Consider the following 17608-nt stretch of genomic DNA (forward strand, 5'->3'; position numbering starts at 1 on the left):
GGCTAGAAAATAGGTGCATCCATGCAGATTTCGGTAAATGAGTTCCTGACACCCCGCCACATTGATGTGCAGGTTGTCAGTCCAACCCGCGCCAAGATCACTCTCGAGCCTCTCGAGCGTGGTTTTGGCCACACCCTGGGCAACGCGCTGCGCCGCATCCTGTTGTCCTCAATGCCCGGCTGCGCAGTAGTCGAGGCCGAGATTGACGGTGTGCTCCACGAGTACAGCGCCATCGAAGGTGTACAGGAAGACGTAATTGAAATCCTGTTGAACCTTAAAGGTCTGGCCATCAAGCTGCACGGTCGTGACGAAGTTACGCTGACCTTGTCGAAGAAGGGTTCGGGGGTGGTTACCGCTGCCGATATTCAGCTGGATCATGATGTCGAGATCGTTAATCCCGATCACGTAATCGCTAACCTGGCGTCTAACGGCGCCCTGAACATGAAGCTCACCGTAGCTCGTGGTCGTGGTTATGAACCAGCCGACTCGCGTCAGAGCGATGAAGACGAAAGCCGCAGCATCGGTCGCTTGCAGCTCGACTCTTCGTTCAGCCCGGTTCGCCGTATCGCATACGTGGTGGAAAACGCCCGTGTCGAGCAGCGTACCAACCTGGACAAGCTGGTTATTGATCTGGAAACCAACGGTACTCTGGATCCTGAAGAGGCTATCCGTCGTGCTGCAACCATCCTGCAACAGCAGTTGGCTGCGTTCGTCGACCTCAAGGGTGACAGTGAGCCAGTGGTTGTCGAGCAGGAAGACGAGATCGATCCGATCCTGCTTCGCCCGGTTGACGATCTGGAACTGACTGTACGTTCGGCTAACTGCCTTAAGGCGGAAAACATCTACTACATCGGCGACCTGATTCAGCGTACCGAAGTAGAGCTGTTGAAGACTCCGAACCTGGGCAAGAAATCCTTGACCGAAATCAAGGACGTTCTGGCCTCCCGCGGTCTGTCCCTCGGCATGCGCCTCGACAACTGGCCGCCTGCAAGTCTTAAGAAGGACGACAAGGCGACTGCCTGATCGTCGTAATCACCGAACGTAGTGTTTGGTAAGGAATGAACCATGCGTCATCGTAAAAGTGGGCGTCACCTGAGCCGCACCAGCTCGCACCGCAAGGCCATGTTCCAGAACATGGCGGTGTCGCTGTTCGAGCACGAGCTGATCAAAACTACTCTGCCAAAAGCCAAAGAACTGCGCCGCGTTGCCGAGCCGCTGATCACTCTGGCCAAGACAGACAGCGTTGCTAACCGTCGTCTGGCTTTCGACCGTACTCGTTCGAAAGCTATCGTTGGTAAGCTCTTCAACGACCTGGGCAAGCGTTACGCTACCCGTGAGGGTGGCTACCTGCGCATCCTCAAGTGCGGTTTCCGCGCTGGCGACAACGCGCCTATGGCGTACGTCGAGCTGGTTGATCGTGCTGTCGGCGGTGAAGCTGTATCCGCTGAGTAAGACATCAGTCTGAAACAAGGAACCGGGCCTAGTGCCCGGTTTTTTGTGGCTGTAAGAAATGCGCTGTTCGTACAAGCTTCTACCCTGTTTGGGTCTGCACTATGTGCGGGGATTTATCGTTAGTTTTTATCTATTGCTGACCATAAGTTAATGAATTTGTGGCTGTCATATTGATGATCGATACTCCCCAACAAGCCGATTAGCCGGCAGTTCAAGACCGATAGAGGAAGAAGATCGCATGAGCCAGAACAAGACGCTTACGACCGCCAGTGGCGCACCTGTCGCCGATAACCAGAACTCTCGCTCCGCCGGTCCTCGTGGTCCGTTGCTGCTCGATGATTTCCACTTGATCGAGAAGCTTGCTCACTTCAACCGGGAAAACATTCCTGAGCGTCGTGTACACGCCAAGGGTTCGGGCGCATACGGCACTTTCACGGTCACTCGCGACATTACGCAGTACACCAGCGCTAAACTGTTCTCTGCTGTCGGCAAGCAGACGCCGACCTTCCTGCGTTTCTCCACGGTCGGTGGTGAGCGTGGTTCGGCCGACACCGAGCGCGATCCGCGAGGCTTCGCCCTCAAGTTCTATACCGAAGAAGGCAACTGGGACATCGTTGGCAACAACACGCCGGTGTTCTTCATTCGCGATCCGCTAAAGTTTCCTGACTTTATCCACACCCAGAAGCGCCTGCCGCAAAGCAATCTGAAAAGCGCGCAGATGATGTGGGACTTCTGGTCGCATTCGCCTGAGGCACTGCACCAGGTCACGATCCTGTTCTCCGATCGCGGCATTCCGGACGGCTATCGCCACATGCACGGCTTCGGCAGTCACACCTACAGCCTGATCAACGCTAAAGGCGAGCGTCACTGGGTGAAATGGCACTACAAGACCAAGCAAGGGATAAAGAACCTTGCGCCGGCAGATGCGGCGCGTCTGGCGGGCACTGATCCCGATTACGCACAGCGTGATCTGTTCGAAGCCATCGAGCGTGGTGACTTCCCGAAATGGCGCGTATGCATTCAGATCATGACCGAGGCCCAGGCCGCTGCTCACTACGAGAATCCGTTCGACGTGACCAAGACCTGGTCGCAGAAGGAGTTTCCACTGATCGAGGTGGGTGAGTTGGAGCTGAACCGTAATCCGCTCAACTACTTTGCCGAAGTTGAGCAAGCTGCGTTCGGTCCGAGCAACATGGTGCCCGGCGTAGGCCTGTCGCCGGATCGCATGCTGCAAGGTCGCGTGTTTGCCTACGCGGATGCGCATCGCTATCGCGTCGGTACCAATCACCAGCAATTACCGGTGAACGCCCCGCGCAGTCCGGTGAATACTTATCAGCGCGACGGTTCGATGGCATTCGGCAGCAATGGTGGAGCGGCGCCTAATTACGAGCCCAACAGCTACGTGGAGTCGCCGAAACAGGCGCCGCATTACGCTGAACCTGCGCTGGCCTTGAGTGGTGCGGCTGATCGCTACGATCACCGCGAAGACACCGACTACTACAGCCACGCCGGTGCGCTGTTCCGCTTGATGAGCGATGAGCAGAAGGCGTTGCTGGTCAGCAACATCGCCGGTGCTATGGCGGGTGTTTCAAGTGATGTGATCGACCGTCAGTTGCAGCATTTCTACAAGGCCGACCCGGCGTACGGAGAAGCAATCGCAAAGCTGCTCAACGTACAGCTTAACGAAGTCTAAACGAGAAGCAGAACCGCCCTCATTAGGGCGGTTTTTTGCGTCATTTAGGCTGGTTTTCTCAGAATATCTTCGCTTTTATTGCGCGAAGTGAGTGACCTTCCAGTCAGGTTGGTTCAAACTACAGACTTTCAAGCAGGGAGATGTAGGGCGATGCAAGGCCACCCAGACGTTATCGATTACCTCAACACGTTGCTGACCGGCGAACTGGCCGCGCGTGACCAATATTTTGTTCACTCGCGGATGTATGAGGACTGGGGATTCACCAAGCTCTACGAACGAATCAACCACGAGATGGAAGAGGAGGCCGGCCACGCCGATGCGCTGATGCGCCGGATTCTGATGCTCGAAGGCACTCCGCGCATGCGCCCGGATGATCTGGATGTCGGCACTACGGTGCAAACCATGCTCGAAGCGGATCTGCGCCTTGAATACAAGGTGCGCGCCGCGCTGTGCAAGGGCATCGAACTGTGTGAACAGCACGGCGACTATGTCAGTCGCGAGATCCTGCGGGTTCAGCTCAATGACACCGAAGAAGATCACACCTACTGGCTTGAAAAGCAGTTGGGCCTGATCAAGCTGATCGGTATCCAGAACTATCTGCAGTCCCACGCGTCCTGATTGCAATTGATACAAAAAAGCCCCTGTCACTGAGGAAGTGACAGGGGCTTTTTCATGCCCGGCAATCAGGCCCGATCGCGAATCAACAGCGGCTTGAGATAGTGACCGGTGTGAGATTGCTTCATCTCGGCCACTTCCTCAGGCGTACCGGTGGCAATGATCTGTCCACCCTTCGAACCACCCTCGGGGCCAAGATCCACCAGCCAGTCGGCGGTCTTGATCACGTCGAGGTTGTGCTCGATCACCACCACGGTGTTGCCGTGGTCGCGCAGGCGATGCAGTACGTCGAGCAGTTGCTGGATATCCGCGAAATGCAGGCCGGTGGTCGGCTCATCGAGGATGTACAGGGTTTTGCCGGTATCGCGTTTGGACAGCTCGCGGGACAACTTGACCCGCTGGGCTTCCCCCCCGGACAGCGTGGTAGCCGACTGCCCGAGCTTGATGTACGACAGCCCCACATCCATCAGCGTTTGCAGTTTGCGCGCCAGCGCCGGCACCGCGTCGAAGAACTCGCGCGCTTCCTCGATGGTCATCTCGAGGGTTTCGTGGATGTTCTTGCCCTTGTATTTGATCTCCAGGGTTTCGCGGTTGTAGCGCTTGCTCTTGCACACGTCGCACGGGACGTAGATGTCCGGCAGGAAGTGCATTTCCACCTTGATCAGACCGTCGCCCTGGCAAGCCTCGCAACGTCCGCCCTTGACGTTAAACGAGAAACGTCCAGGGCCATAACCACGGGAGCGGGACTCGGGTACGCCGGCGAACAGCTCGCGGATTGGCGTGAACAGCCCGGTATAGGTCGCCGGGTTGGAGCGTGGCGTACGACCGATCGGGCTCTGGTCGATGTCGACGACCTTGTCCAGATGCTCCAGGCCCTTGATGCTGTCATGAGCTGCCGCTTCCAGGGTGGTCGCGCCATTGAGTGCCGTGGCGCTCAAAGGGAACAGCGTATTGTTGATCAACGTCGATTTGCCCGAGCCGGAGACACCGGTCACACAGGTCAGCAGGCCGATCGGGATTTCCAGGTCGACGTTGCGCAGGTTGTTGCCCCGCGCGCCCTTGAGCGACAGCACCTGCTTCTTGTTACGCGGCGTGCGCTTGGCCGGTACTTCGATCTTGACCCGGCCCGACAGGTATTTGCCGGTCAGCGAATCCGGGTGCGCCATGACTTCGTCCGGCGTGCCTTCGGCGACGATCTGCCCGCCATGAACGCCGGCACCCGGGCCGATATCCACTACGTAGTCAGCGAGACGGATCGCGTCTTCATCGTGCTCGACCACAATCACCGTGTTGCCGATGTCACGCAGGTGCTTGAGGGTGCCGAGCAGCCGATCGTTGTCGCGCTGGTGCAGGCCAATGGACGGCTCGTCGAGGATGTACAGAACACCCACCAGGCCCGCGCCGATCTGACTGGCCAGACGAATCCGCTGCGCCTCACCGCCGGACAGGGTATCGGCACTGCGATCCAGCGACAGATAGTCCAGGCCGACGTTGACCAGAAACTGCAGGCGCTCGCGAATTTCCTTGAGAATCTTGTCGGCGATTTCGCCACGGCGGCCGGTCATTTTCAACGCGCCGAAGTAATCGCAGGCGTCGCCGATCGGCAGGTTGGTCACCGCCGGCAGGGTTTTCTCGCCGACCCACACGTGTCGCGCTTCGCGACGCAGGCGGGTGCCACGGCAATCCGGGCAGGACTGGGTGCTGAGGAACTTCGCCAGTTCTTCGCGCACGCTCGCCGATTCGGTTTCGCGGTAGCGGCGCTCCAGATTCGGCACGATGCCTTCGAACGGGTGCGAGCGTTTGACGATGTCGCCCCGGTCGTTGAGGTATTTGAAATCGACGTTCTGCGAGCCACTGCCGTGCAGGATGTATTTCTGTTGATCGGCCGGCAGCTCGTTGAACGGCTGCTCCAGGCTGAAACCATAATGCGCGGCCAATGAGCCGAGCATCTGGAAGTAATAGACGTTGCGCCTGTCCCAGCCACGGATCGCGCCTTCGGCCAGGGTCAAATCACCGTTGACCAGTCGCTTGATGTCGAAAAACTGCTTCACTCCCAGACCGTCGCAGGTCGGGCAGGCGCCGGCCGGGTTGTTGAAGGAAAACAGCTTGGGTTCCAGCTCGCTGATTGCGTGGCCGCAGATCGGGCAGGCGAAGCGCGCAGAAAAGATCATCTCTTCGCCCGGCTCGTCGTCCATCGGCGCAACCAGGGCGATGCCGTCGGCCAGCTTCAGTGCGGTTTCGAAGGATTCCGCCAGACGCTGCTGCAGGTCGGCGCGAACCTTGAAGCGGTCGACCACCACTTCGATCGTATGTTTCTTCTGTTTATCCAGTTTCGGCAGTTCGTCCAGCTCGCAGAGCCGACCGTTGACCCGGGCCCGGACGAAGCCCTGGGCGCGCAGCTCTTCGAACACCGACAGGTGCTCGCCCTTGCGCTCGCGGATCACCGGCGCCAGCAGCATCAGCTTGCTGCCTTCCGGCTGTGCCAGCACCAGGTCGACCATCTGGCTGACGGTCTGGGCTTCCAGCGGGATGTCGTGATCCGGGCAGCGTGGCGTACCGACGCGCGCATAAAGCAGACGCAGGTAGTCGTAGATTTCGGTGATAGTGCCGACCGTGGAGCGCGGGTTGTGCGAGGTCGACTTCTGTTCGATGGAGATCGCCGGCGACAGGCCTTCGATGGTGTCGACGTCGGGTTTTTCCATCATCGACAGGAACTGCCGGGCATAGGCCGACAGGGATTCGACATAGCGGCGCTGACCTTCGGCGTACAGCGTGTCGAAAGCCAGGGACGACTTGCCGGATCCGGACAGGCCGGTGATGACGATCAGTTTGTCCCGTGGCAGGGTCAGGTCGATGTTCTTCAGGTTGTGGGTGCGGGCCCCACGAATCAGGATCTTGTCCAAAATGGCCTCGCTCGGCGGGCGTCGAAAACACAGGAGTATACGGCCAAATACTGGATGGATGCACACTATCAAGTGAAGGGTTTTTTGCCTTACATGAAGAGAGTTTCATCTATACGCGTCAAAGCGTCGCGATATACCCCGTCTCTCGATGGGACTGGTAGAATCGCCGCCGGTTCACACGAGGTTTTTCCATGCACGATCCCCACAGCGAACGCATGAGTGGCAGCGAGACCCGCGCGGCGAGCGGTCTGGCCCTTGTGTTCGCCTTCCGTATGCTTGGCATGTTCATGGTGTTGCCGGTACTGGCGACCTACGGCATGGATCTGGCGGGAGCGACCCCGGCCCTGATCGGGCTGGCGATCGGCGCTTACGGCCTGACTCAGGCGATCTTCCAGATTCCGTTCGGGATCATTTCCGACCGTATCGGCCGACGTCCGGTGATTTACCTGGGGCTGATCGTCTTCGCCCTCGGCAGTGTGCTGGCGGCCCAGGCCGATTCGATCTGGGGCGTGATTGCCGGCAGGATCCTGCAGGGCGCCGGCGCTATTTCCGCAGCGGTCATGGCTCTTCTTTCCGACCTGACCCGCGAACAGCACCGCACTAAAGCCATGGCCATGATCGGCATGACCATCGGCCTGTCGTTCGCCGTGGCGATGGTGGTCGGGCCGCTGCTGACCCGTGCGTTCGGCCTGTCCGGTCTGTTCCTCGCCACGGGTGGGATGGCGCTGGTGGGGATCGTGATCGTGATGTTCATGGTGCCGAAATCCACCGGGCCGCTGAGCCATCGTGAGTCCGGCGTTGCACGCCAGGCGTTGATGCCGACGCTCAAGCACCCGGACCTGCTGCGGCTGGACCTGGGCATTTTTGTGTTACATGCGATGTTGATGTCGAGCTTCGTCGCACTGCCCCTGGCGCTGGTCGAAAAGGCCGGTCTGCCCAAGGAACAGCACTGGTGGGTCTACCTCACCGCGCTGCTGATTTCTTTCTTCGCCATGATTCCGTTCATTATCTACGGCGAGAAGAAACGCAAAATGAAACGAGTTTTGCTCGGTGCCGTGATGACGCTGATGCTGACTGAGCTATTCTTCTGGCAGTTCGGTGACAGCCTGCGGGCTCTGGTGATCGGAACGGTGGTGTTCTTCACCGCGTTCAATCTGCTGGAAGCATCGCTGCCGTCACTGATCAGCAAGGTTTCACCGGCAGGTGGCAAGGGCACGGCCATGGGCGTGTACTCCACCAGTCAGTTCCTCGGTTCGGCACTCGGCGGGATTCTCGGCGGCTGGATGTTCCAGCATGGCGGTCTGTCGGTTGTGTTCCTCGGATGTGCCGGGCTGGCTGCACTTTGGCTGGCCTTTGCTGTTACCATGCGCGAACCTCCCTACGTGACGAGCCTGCGCCTGCCGCTGTCGCCCGAAGCGATCCGCGAAGCGGGTCTGGTCGAGCGTCTCAAGGCCCTCGTAGGGGTAACTGATGCAGTCATAGTCGCTGATGAAGCGGCGATCTACATCAAACTGGACACCGAATTAATGGATCGCACCACTCTCGAACGCCTGGTGAACAACCCGGCGCAGACTGCGTGCGAAGCCTAGGAGAACGTTATGGCCCGTGGGGTTAACAAAGTCATTCTGGTCGGTACTTGCGGCCAGGATCCCGAAGTACGCTACCTGCCCAACGGTAACGCCGTGACCAACCTGAGTCTGGCCACCAGCGAGCAGTGGACCGACAAGCAGACCGGTCAGAAGGTCGAGAAGACCGAGTGGCACCGCGTATCGATGTTCGGCAAGGTTGCCGAAATCGCCGGCGAATACCTGCGCAAAGGTTCGCAGGTTTACATCGAAGGCAAGCTGCAGACCCGTGAGTGGGAAAAAGACGGTATCAAGCGTTACACCACCGAGATCGTGGTCGACATGCAAGGCACCATGCAACTGCTCGGCGGCCGTCCACAACAGGGCGACCAACAAGGCGGTGGCAACAACTATCAGCAGCAGGCGCCACGCCAACAGGCTCCGCGTCCGCAGCAGTCGGCACCTCAGCAGCGTCCGGCCCCGGCTCCACAGCAGGCCGCACCGCAACCGGCTCCGGATTTCGACAGCTTCGATGACGATATTCCGTTCTAGACAACACCTTAGATATTTTTGTAAAGTTTTCCCAGAAAACCCCCGCCATGCGGGGGTTTTCTCGTTTTATGGGTGTAAAAAAATTGTTGACGCTTTTTCGCTAAGCTCATACCTTGAATTTATGTCAAGAATTCGAGGTTTTCATGCAGCTATCGGTGAGAAGGTTTCAGGCAGAGTCAGGTGAGAGGTTTTCGATCCTCGTTGATGACACTGGCATGCCTCTTTACTACCCAACGCTCTACGTTACTGCTGAGCTGCGCGGAGGCGGCCGGGCGGTGAACACAATCAATCAGGCTCTATCTGCCATCAAAGTGCTTTGTGCATGGGCGGACTACTACAGCATTGATTTTGAATCGCGCTTTAAGCGAAGCGAGCTGCTTTTTTCTCAAAATATCCACTCTCTTCGTGATTTCGCTCAGAAACGGCTGGCAGATACGAAGCCAAATTTAGGTAAGGTCGCGTCTATCAAGCGTCGCCAATATCCAGTATCCAAGGAAAACCAGTTTAATCGGATGTCTGTGATTGCCGAGTACCTGGGGTTCGTAGCTGGGCGACTTCATCCCATGACAGCGACTAGCGCCAAAGACATCGAGGCTATGGTGGAGATGATCAAAGCCAACCGACCTCGGATAAGTAGCAGCACCGAGAAAGATAGGTCGGAAGTCCACTTGGACGACGCTCTCTTAGATGCTCTTGAAGAAGTCATCAAACCAGGCAGCGAAGCCAACCCAGTGACTGATTTCGGCATCCAGTTTCGGAATGCACTGATGTTCACCATTCTTCGCCTGACGGGTTTGCGCCGAGGAGAATTGCTCAATCTCAAGATTGATGATTTTGATTTCGCTAAGGGCATCTTATGCGTGGTTCGTCGACCAGACTCAGCTGGAGATCCCAGAACCTATCAGCCATTGGCGAAGACGAGGGAACGTAGCTTCCCGTTGTCGCCGGAGTTGATGAATCGAATACACGATTACATCTCCAAGTACCGGGGCAAAATTCCAGGTGCTAGAAAACATGGTTTTCTCTTCATTACCCACCGTCCTGGGCCGAGTCAGGGCTGGCCAATTTCTAATTCTGGTTTTGGAAAGTTTATTTTTGGTCTCAAGAAAATAGCCGCTGAATTTGAGGGCTTTCATACTCATGCGCTTCGTCATCACTGGAACTACATTTTTTCACAGCAGTCTAGCGAGCGAGGTTTAAAGCCTGAACGGGAAGAAAAACTTCGATCTTATTTGATGGGTTGGAGTGAGACTTCTGGAACGGCGGCGACTTATAACAAGCGTCACATCAGGGAAGAGGCCGGAAAGGCCGTGATTCAATTGCAAAACAAACGCTTGGGAAGATCGTCTGATGAAAGCTGCTAATACACCTGATAATGATTTTTCTGCTTCTGTCCCGTACAAGCGCGAAGAGTTCTTTTCCAAAGATGGTTATGAGATCTCCATTGCATCGGAAATCTGGAGGCTGAACAAAGACGTCTCATTTGACCTTGATTGGCTTTCTGAGTGGTTAAGGAGTGATCTAATAGAGTCTTTTAAACAAGTTTTGGCTGTTTACGCACAAACCTGTTCTGCAAGGCATACCGAAAATGTGCATCAACGGTTTAAGAGATATTTTAAATCTACAGCGGGGTTAGAGGTTTTTAGCCCGGAATCGATGATCTCTTTTCGTTCACAGCTGATTGGTGATGAGTGGCAACTTAGCCCAGTGCGCGCCTTCATTCGTACATGGATATCTATTGGTTACGAAGGTATCCCATCAGAAACCTTGTCCATGATGGAAAAATGGAGAATCAAAGGAAACGAAAAAGGTTTTGCTGTTCAATCTATGTGCCCAGAAAGTGGGCCTCTGACTGACATCGAAATGGAGGGCATAGTTTCTGGTGTGCTTGAGTGTTATACGGATGGCCGCCTCGACCTACGCAGTACTTGCTATGCAATGATTCTCGCAATGACCGGCAGAAGGCCTATCCAGATTTCGGCCCTAAAGATTAAAGACCTTGTAGCTTTTGAAGGTAAGCATTTCATTAATTTCCCGCGTGGAAAGCAAAGGTATGCGGGCTGGCGAAGTTCATTCAAGAAATTTCCTATAGTGGAAGATTTGTGGCTTTTACTCCAGTCGCAAGCTGAGCAGGTTATGGCTTCTTTTAAAGCCAGCGCTGTTGGAGGGATACCAGTTAATCTACTTGTTGAGTTGCCACTTTTTCCAGATATGAACAAGTACGACGCCTCGGAAAATCTCAAGGATCAATTGTCTGGCGATTTTTTGCATGCTCGTTCGGCAGAGGTTGGTGAAGCAATGGTAGTTGTGAAGGCCGAGATAGCTGTCATTAGCGAGCGGACTGGTTCAATCACTCATATGAATCCCAATCGCTTTCGCTACACCTTGGGAACCAACCTCGCAAGGGAAGGCAGGGGCGAATACGTCATCGCCGAGGCTCTCGACCACTCAGATATCCAAAACGCTGGTGTGTACGTGAGGAACATTCCGGAGATTGTCGAGCGTATCGACAAGGCTGTAGCTCTGCAGCTCGCTCCTCTCGCGCAAGCTTTTCAGGGCGTTCTAGTTCTGAACGAAACCAAGGCGCGTCGTGGCAATGATCGTTCCAGCAGGATCTGTAGTGCCGGTGGCAACGTGGGTAGCTGCGGTAGTTTTGGATTCTGTGGCGCGCTTGCCCCTGTCGCTTGTTATACCTGCTCTCACTTTCAGCCATGGTTGGATGGGCCACATGAGCTTGTACTTGATGGACTCATTAGTGAGCGCGACAGCGTTTATGAAGGCACGGGCGACCTGAAAATCGCATCCGTCAACGACAGACTCATTCTTGCAGTCAGTGATGTAGTAACCCGTTGCAACGCAATGAAGAGCGATCTCGCCAATGTCTAATGTTTTCCTGTTTGTCCCCAAAGCCCAGCTCTCCAGTCGGCAGCACCTAGACGAGTTCATCCTCATGTGCCGGGACAGGCTGACAGTTTTTGGCGCCGATCTCGACTGGTTCAGTAATGCGTGGCCAGGTGTGGGTAACTTCACAAAGAAGGGGGCACCATCCCGAGGGTATACCGAGGAGCAGCTCCTCAACGCTGACATCATTCCTTTCGCCAAAGCCTACGTTCGTTACCAGCAGGGGCATAACCCGAACAAGCTCAAAAACGAGTTCAAGGCGATCCGTTGCATTGAAGCTGCTTTGCTTGAAATCAAAGGCTCCGCTGACATAACGCTAACCGACATTAGTGTCTTGGATGAGGCCGCGAAAGTAGCGCGCACTTATGATGCCTCGTCGTATCAGGCTGGTATCAGCCTAGTGAAGCTAGTCGAATTTTTGAATGAAAGCCGAATCATTCCAGCGCCAATCGCTTGGAAAAATCCCATCAAGAAGCCAAAAGAGATTCATCGTACGGATGATGTTACCAAGCTACGGCGCGAGGAAAAAATGCCTCACGACTACATGCTTGAAGCCATGGCTGAAATGTTCAACAACGACCTGCTAGGCGCACGTGATCGCTTCACTACGTCGATCTTTGCGCTGTGCATGTGCGCACCGTCCAGGATCACAGAAGTTCAGGATCTTCCAGTGAACTGCTTGTATCGGGAGACCGACGCAAAGGGCATCGAGCGCACGGGGCTGAGGTTCTACGCCGGCAAGGGATATGAATCCGACATCAAGTGGATACCCACCCCGATGGTACAAATCGCCGAGGAAGCAGTTCGTCGTCTCACTGAAATGTCTGAGCCAGGCCGCAAGCTAGCGAAGTGGCTTGAAAGCCATCCAGAGAAGTTTTACCGCCACGAAGATTGCCCGAACGTAGGGGAGAATCAGCAGTTAACGAATGAGCAAGCCTGCCAAGCTTTAGGTGTCTCGGCGAGTGGAAATGCTAGAGCCGCCCTCAACTCCGCGTTGCGGGGGTACGAGCCATACGGCGAAATCTATGCCCGTAAAGGGTTTGTGACGCTGTCATTTCTCAATGACTTCATGCACAGCAAGCTGCCAAAGGGTTGGCCATGGCTTAATAAAGAACGGCACATCAAATATTCCGAAGCCCTTTGCTGTTTTCGTCAGAATGAACTGCGTTTGGATATGCCGCCTCGACCTATTATTGTCTGGGCTCCAGGGAAGAGTACGTTCACCACTGACATCAATTACATCGATGGCCAAGAGCGCAGCATTTGGGAGCGGAATGGCTACAAGAATCCTGACGGTACTCCCATCTCCATGACATCTCACCAAGTTCGCCACTACCTGAATACGCTGGCTCAACGCGGCAGCCTGGGCCAGTTGGACATCGCCAAATGGTCAGGGCGAGCCAACATCCACCAGAACGCTACCTATAACCACATGACAACTGATGAGCATGTCGAGATGGCCAGGGAGGCGGGAGTTGGCGTCGCTCTGACGAAGATCAGAGAGAACACACCAGTAACATTGGCTGACCTAGATGCCTTGGGTGAGGGGATTGCTCACATCACAATCTTCGGCTTCTGCGTGCATGACTATTCGATGCTGCCGTGCCAGAAGCACCGTGACTGTCTGAATTGCACTGAGCAGGTCTGCGTGAAAGGGGATGACGGCAAACTTGAACGACTCAAGAGCCACCGTGACGGAATTCGTGTTCAGCTTGCAAAGGCGCAGGCTGCCAACGAGGACGGTATCTACGGTGCAGATCGCTGGAGTCGGCATCAGATCAAAACCCTCGAACGAGCTGATCAACTGATCGAAATTCTGGAGTCGAAGGATACACCCGACGGCACGATCATTCGTTTAAGCAATGACCAGGAGTTCAGTCCGCTGAAGCGTGCTATTGCTGCCCGATCAACTGCCCCGAGCCTACCTGCACCCGAAAACGACGAGCCGGACATGGACGAGCTCCGTGCACTGATGGGGATGTAAGGCATGGCAAAGCACTTGAGTCCAAAAGACCTGGATATGATTGTCGGCTTGATTGACGGTTGGGAAGGAAAGCTCGCCTGGGAGGCGCTTTGCGATGCCATTGAGCCGTTGGTAGGGTCACGGCCTACTCGGCAAACCTTGAATTCTCACGAGAAGATTAAGAGCGCGTTCACCCACCAAAAAGCCAGGCTGAAGTCCGGTTTTGTTTCAACCAAGCGACCTGCCAGCCTCAGCATCGCTGAGCAGAGAATTCGTCGGCTGGAGGCTGAAAATCACCGACTAGAGCGTGAGAACGAACGGTTGTTGGAGCGGTTCATGCGTTGGCAGTACAACGCCCATAAATTCAACGTGTCGGCGGACAAGCTTGATGCTCCGCTGCCGTTTGTTGACCGTGACTCCTCAGAGGCGAAATCCTGATGGCTAACGGGCAGCAGATTGCTGAACAAAACCACGCTGCTTTTCTTGCCTGGGCAACCTCGAAGTCCGACGGTGACTTCAGAGAGTACGTTCACCGGGGCAAGCTGAAGCGTTCCGAAATCGCAACTGAGTGCGGGTTCGGGAAGAGTGCTCTCGTGCAGAATCCGGCCATCCGTTCGGCGCTGGAGAGCCTTGAGGCTGAACTCAGGGTGGCAGGGGTATTGCCTCCCTTGGTGGCTTCTCTGCCATCGGGACAGAAAGTGGAGCCTGCGCTGAGAGACACTGATGCGAAACAGCGGAGGCAGGACGGTCAGCGACTGAATTCGCTGGAGCAAGAGAACGCCGCGTTGCGCGCTGAGCTCCAAGCCGCCAAGCAGATGCTTGATCGCCACACGCTCATGAGCGAGTTTCTCGAAGAAACCGGAAGGATGCCCAGATGAATGCCGTTGCCCCTATGCTGATCAACATCAGTGTACGCATCACCAGCATCCGTTCTGCTAACCGCAAGGGGTGTATCGCATTCGGTCATCGCATGGATGTTGTTCGGGGCATCAATGACCGGTCGAGACCTGTGGTCATCAAGGTGGCGGACGCTATCGCCAAGCTCTCCGACATCGCTGTAGGCGCCATCTTTGAGGTTTATGGCGAAGTCACCACTATCCTGAGGACTCATGGCACGTTTGCGATCAATGAAATGACCGTTGATGCCCAGGATATTCGCCTTGTTCGCCCGAGCGGCTCTCAAGTAATCCAGTGGTTAGGTGACAACGTCAGAGGGGTTGGTGAGGTTAAGGCTACTCGGCTTTGGGATACTCTGGGAGAGCGGCTTTATGAAGTGCTCGATCATGCTTATCACGAAGCCATAATGCTGATCATCCCGACTGAAGATGTTCGAGAAGGCATGTTCAAGCGTTGGGCTGAAGACGGAGATGCTAAAACACTCCGCTTCGTCCAGGACAAGCAAATTCCACTAGGCCTAGCCAGGAAAGCAATTCGGTTCCACAAGAAGAACACGATCTCCGCGCTGACCAGTGATCCGTACGGCTTCTCAGTTTCGCAGGGGTATGGGTGCTGGTGGATGGCATCGCCAGAGATGGCTTTGGCGTGTGCATTGATGATCCTCGAAGGATTGCTGCGGCATTGGAGGAGGCTCTGTATCGAGTTTCTGAGAATGGCCATACATGCAGCTCACTTAGAGATCTTCAAGCCACCGTCGGGCAACTGATCAAACCCCATTCAGCTCCAAGCGCGGCGCTGGCAAAGGCCTTGTTGGCAGGCTCTTCAGCCGGTCAGTTTGTATGCAAGGAACTCGATCACTTGGGTGTGATGCTATTTGCACCTGGTTCATGGCTGATGGAGCGACGTTGTGCTCAGTTCATCCGAGACCTGATCGTTACCCCATCGTTGCAGCCACAGTTGTTCGCCGTGGATGTAAGCGAGGTCATCACGCAGTTTGAGGCGGGGGAGAGGGTGCATCTGGGGCTTCCTGCATTCGGTTTGAACCAAGCTCAGAAGCTCGCAGTAGCTACCTCGTTTGCCAAACGCTTCAGCATCATCACTGGCGGTGCCGGAGTAGGAAAAACCACTGTACTCAAGGCTCTGTACAAAGCCCTCGATACGACAGGTCGACCTCGATTCCAAATGGCGCTATCTGGCCGAGCCACCGCTCGAATGATTGAAGCCACGGGCGAGGAAGCGCGGACTATTGCAGGCTTTCTGAACAAGGTGACAGACAAAGAAATGGGGCCGGCGCCAATCATCGTCATCGATGAAGCGTCGATGCTTGATCTTGTCACGTTCTACCGACTGGTTCAGAAGCTACCACCTCAAAGTCAGGTGATCCTGGTTGGCGACCCGTACCAACTTCCACCCATTGGAGCCGGACTTATCCTGCACGTGCTGTGCAGCATGCCCGGAGTGCCGACCACTGAGCTCACCGAGGTTAAGCGCCAGTCGAAAGAGTCCGCCATACCATTGGCATCCCGCCAGATTCGCGTTGGATTACAGCCAACATTCGGCGCCAACGAAGCAGATGACGTCGTGTTTTTGCCTTGCTCCGATGATCAAATCATTTCGACTGTAATTCGGCTTTATGAGCAAGATACGGAAAATACACAAATCCTTTCAGCCACCAGATCATGTGCCTTCGCTGGGGTCGAGATGATTAATCGAACCTGCCACCTCAGATATGCTGACCACAGCCGTCCCTTACTTGCGGAAAACCCTGAAACAGGTGAGATCGAAGCAACAGGCTTGTGCGTCGGGGATCTGGTTATGTACACCACAAACGACTGGATGCGGAACCTGCAAAACGGATCGCTTGGCCAGATTGATGAGGTGTTTGATAAACCGCAATCAGTAGACCTGGGGGATGAGGACAAGCCTCGTATCGTCATAGCGCTGGGAATGGCGACCTTTGATGGTGTTCAACACTACATTCTGGACACCGATGTCGATTCAATAGAGCTCGCTTACTCCATCACGGTGCACAAGGCGCAGGGGTCACAGTTCAAAAGGGTTATCATCCCTGTCCGCAAATCACGCATCTTGGACAGAACATTCGTCTACACCGCAGTCACCAGAGCTCAGGTGCAGGTCATACTGGTTGGCGACATCGACGCGGTGCGAGACGCTACTAGGTTGCCACCCAAGGCCTTTTCAAGACAAGTTGGTTTGAAGGCGCTTCTGGATGCCGAACTTCAATCGGGTGATAGCGAGACCTCGTAAATCCAAAGAAGCCGAGGATGTCCTAGATCATCGCTACGTAGGTGCCTTTGCAGGCTAGTGGAAGCTTCGCGCGACCTGACTAGGAGCAGTAGAACCGCATCTGCCCCCACTGAACCAAACAGTCTTTATTGGTTTTTCCTGTGCCAAAGCCGTGCGACTGTTGATTTCGGCAGTCCCAAAATCTGTATCACCTCAGATTGGCTGCGCCCTTCATTTTTAAGCTCCTGGACTGCCTCCCATTTTTTCTCCGCTGCCACGGTCTGTGGATGAGGGAGCTTCTCGGGCTGAGTAGGGAGTGAGGTATCCAGCAGCTCCATAGCATCCAATTCCTCTATGGCTAATAGAAGAATGTCTCTGGCCGTTTTCTGGTCTTTGGCGGCGTGGACGAGCGCTAGCAGCGAAACAGGGTGCAGATGTAACGCTTGAGCAAGCTCTTGGCTGGCCTCAAGGGTCGGAGACGTTTTGACCGCTTCAAGTTGGCTTACGTGTGATGCCGTTACAGTCATAGCAATGTCGTTTTGTGTCAGACCCAGCCGAATCCTTACCAACTGTAATACTGCCGCATACGCGTTGCGAAGCAACATCCTGACTCCCCTCAAAGCAGGACGGTATGCCGCGATTGCGAAGATCCATACAAGTCTATATATTTACTTGAATGGGACTTCGCCTTAACGGATTCATATTTCAGTAGCGCCATCCCGCTGCAGGACGTAGGCCTGTCTCAATGATTCGGGGCAAGCGGATCTGGATACGACTCGTAGCCTCTCAGCGGGAGCACCTCACATAAACAATAGCTATG

15 protein-coding genes are annotated in these 17608 nt (G+C 55.2%); 13 read left to right on the top strand and 2 right to left on the bottom strand.

Going from position 1 to position 17608, the window contains the following annotated elements:
• The first annotated feature begins 21 nt into the window (after nt 1-21).
• The 4 genes from rpoA to bfr all read left to right on the top strand — a co-directional run bounded on the left by rpoA (nt 22) and on the right by bfr (nt 3763).
• Nucleotides 22-1023 (top strand): DNA-directed RNA polymerase subunit alpha, encoded by a 1002-nt coding sequence (rpoA, locus tag QLG12_RS18605; protein ID WP_003186012.1) that lies wholly within the window; start codon nt 22-24, stop codon nt 1021-1023.
• A gap of 42 nt (nt 1024-1065) precedes the next feature.
• Nucleotides 1066-1452, top strand: coding sequence for a 50S ribosomal protein L17 (gene rplQ / locus QLG12_RS18610; RefSeq protein WP_007955635.1), 387 nt, complete (start codon nt 1066-1068; stop codon nt 1450-1452).
• A gap of 238 nt (nt 1453-1690) precedes the next feature.
• Nucleotides 1691-3145 (top strand): catalase, encoded by a 1455-nt coding sequence (locus tag QLG12_RS18615; protein ID WP_197870115.1) that lies wholly within the window; start codon nt 1691-1693, stop codon nt 3143-3145.
• A gap of 150 nt (nt 3146-3295) precedes the next feature.
• A complete protein-coding gene (gene bfr, locus QLG12_RS18620) occupies nt 3296-3763 on the top strand; it encodes a bacterioferritin (RefSeq protein ID WP_064382244.1) in 468 nt (155 codons plus the stop codon).
• Nucleotides 3764-3828: 65 nt separating this feature from the next.
• Here the strand turns inward: bfr and uvrA are convergent, their stop codons facing one another.
• Nucleotides 3829-6663, bottom strand: a complete 2835-nt coding sequence (gene uvrA / locus QLG12_RS18625; protein ID WP_011336165.1) for an excinuclease ABC subunit UvrA — start codon at nt 6661-6663, stop codon at nt 3829-3831.
• Between the two features lie 191 nt (nt 6664-6854).
• On the opposite strand from uvrA, the gene QLG12_RS18630 reads away from it, so the two are divergent.
• From QLG12_RS18630 to QLG12_RS18670, 9 genes are all read left to right on the top strand, one after another.
• Nucleotides 6855-8252: an MFS transporter gene (locus tag QLG12_RS18630; protein WP_007955631.1), complete on the top strand. Its 1398-nt coding sequence runs from the start codon at nt 6855-6857 to the stop codon at nt 8250-8252.
• A gap of 9 nt (nt 8253-8261) precedes the next feature.
• Complete coding sequence (locus tag QLG12_RS18635) at nt 8262-8780, top strand: single-stranded DNA-binding protein (RefSeq protein WP_007966163.1); 519 nt, start codon at nt 8262-8264, stop codon at nt 8778-8780.
• 143 nt (nt 8781-8923) lie between these two features.
• Nucleotides 8924-10144 (top strand): site-specific integrase, encoded by a 1221-nt coding sequence (locus tag QLG12_RS18640; RefSeq protein ID WP_282475032.1) that lies wholly within the window; start codon nt 8924-8926, stop codon nt 10142-10144.
• On the top strand, nt 10131-11666 hold the full coding sequence (locus tag QLG12_RS18645) for a site-specific integrase (RefSeq protein WP_282475033.1): 1536 nt from the start codon (nt 10131-10133) through the stop codon (nt 11664-11666). The genes QLG12_RS18640 and QLG12_RS18645 overlap by 14 nt, the downstream gene beginning before the upstream one ends.
• The gene (locus tag QLG12_RS18650) at nt 11659-13665 is read left to right on the top strand and encodes an integrase (protein ID WP_282475034.1); all 2007 of its coding nucleotides are present in this window, start codon (nt 11659-11661) and stop codon (nt 13663-13665) included. The genes QLG12_RS18645 and QLG12_RS18650 overlap by 8 nt, the downstream gene beginning before the upstream one ends.
• A gap of 3 nt (nt 13666-13668) precedes the next feature.
• Complete coding sequence (locus QLG12_RS18655; protein ID WP_282475035.1) at nt 13669-14082, top strand: hypothetical protein; 414 nt, start codon at nt 13669-13671, stop codon at nt 14080-14082.
• Entirely contained in the window at nt 14082-14522 is a 441-nt protein-coding gene (locus tag QLG12_RS18660) for a VPA1267 family protein (protein WP_169880800.1), read from the top strand. Before QLG12_RS18655 ends, QLG12_RS18660 begins: the two co-directional genes overlap by 1 nt.
• Complete coding sequence (locus QLG12_RS18665; protein WP_282475036.1) at nt 14519-15307, top strand: hypothetical protein; 789 nt, start codon at nt 14519-14521, stop codon at nt 15305-15307. Before QLG12_RS18660 ends, QLG12_RS18665 begins: the two co-directional genes overlap by 4 nt.
• A gap of 128 nt (nt 15308-15435) precedes the next feature.
• The gene (locus QLG12_RS18670; RefSeq protein WP_282475089.1) at nt 15436-16809 is read left to right on the top strand and encodes an AAA family ATPase; all 1374 of its coding nucleotides are present in this window, start codon (nt 15436-15438) and stop codon (nt 16807-16809) included.
• Between the two features lie 125 nt (nt 16810-16934).
• Here QLG12_RS18670 and QLG12_RS18675 read toward each other — a convergent pair whose 3' ends face one another.
• On the bottom strand, nt 16935-17393 hold the full coding sequence (locus QLG12_RS18675) for a helix-turn-helix transcriptional regulator (protein ID WP_282475037.1): 459 nt from the start codon (nt 17391-17393) through the stop codon (nt 16935-16937).
• Nucleotides 17394-17608 lie beyond the last annotated feature (215 nt).

The organism is Pseudomonas sp. V88_4 (genome assembly GCF_029967985.1).
Lineage (GTDB): Bacteria > Pseudomonadota > Gammaproteobacteria > Pseudomonadales > Pseudomonadaceae > Aquipseudomonas > Aquipseudomonas glycinae.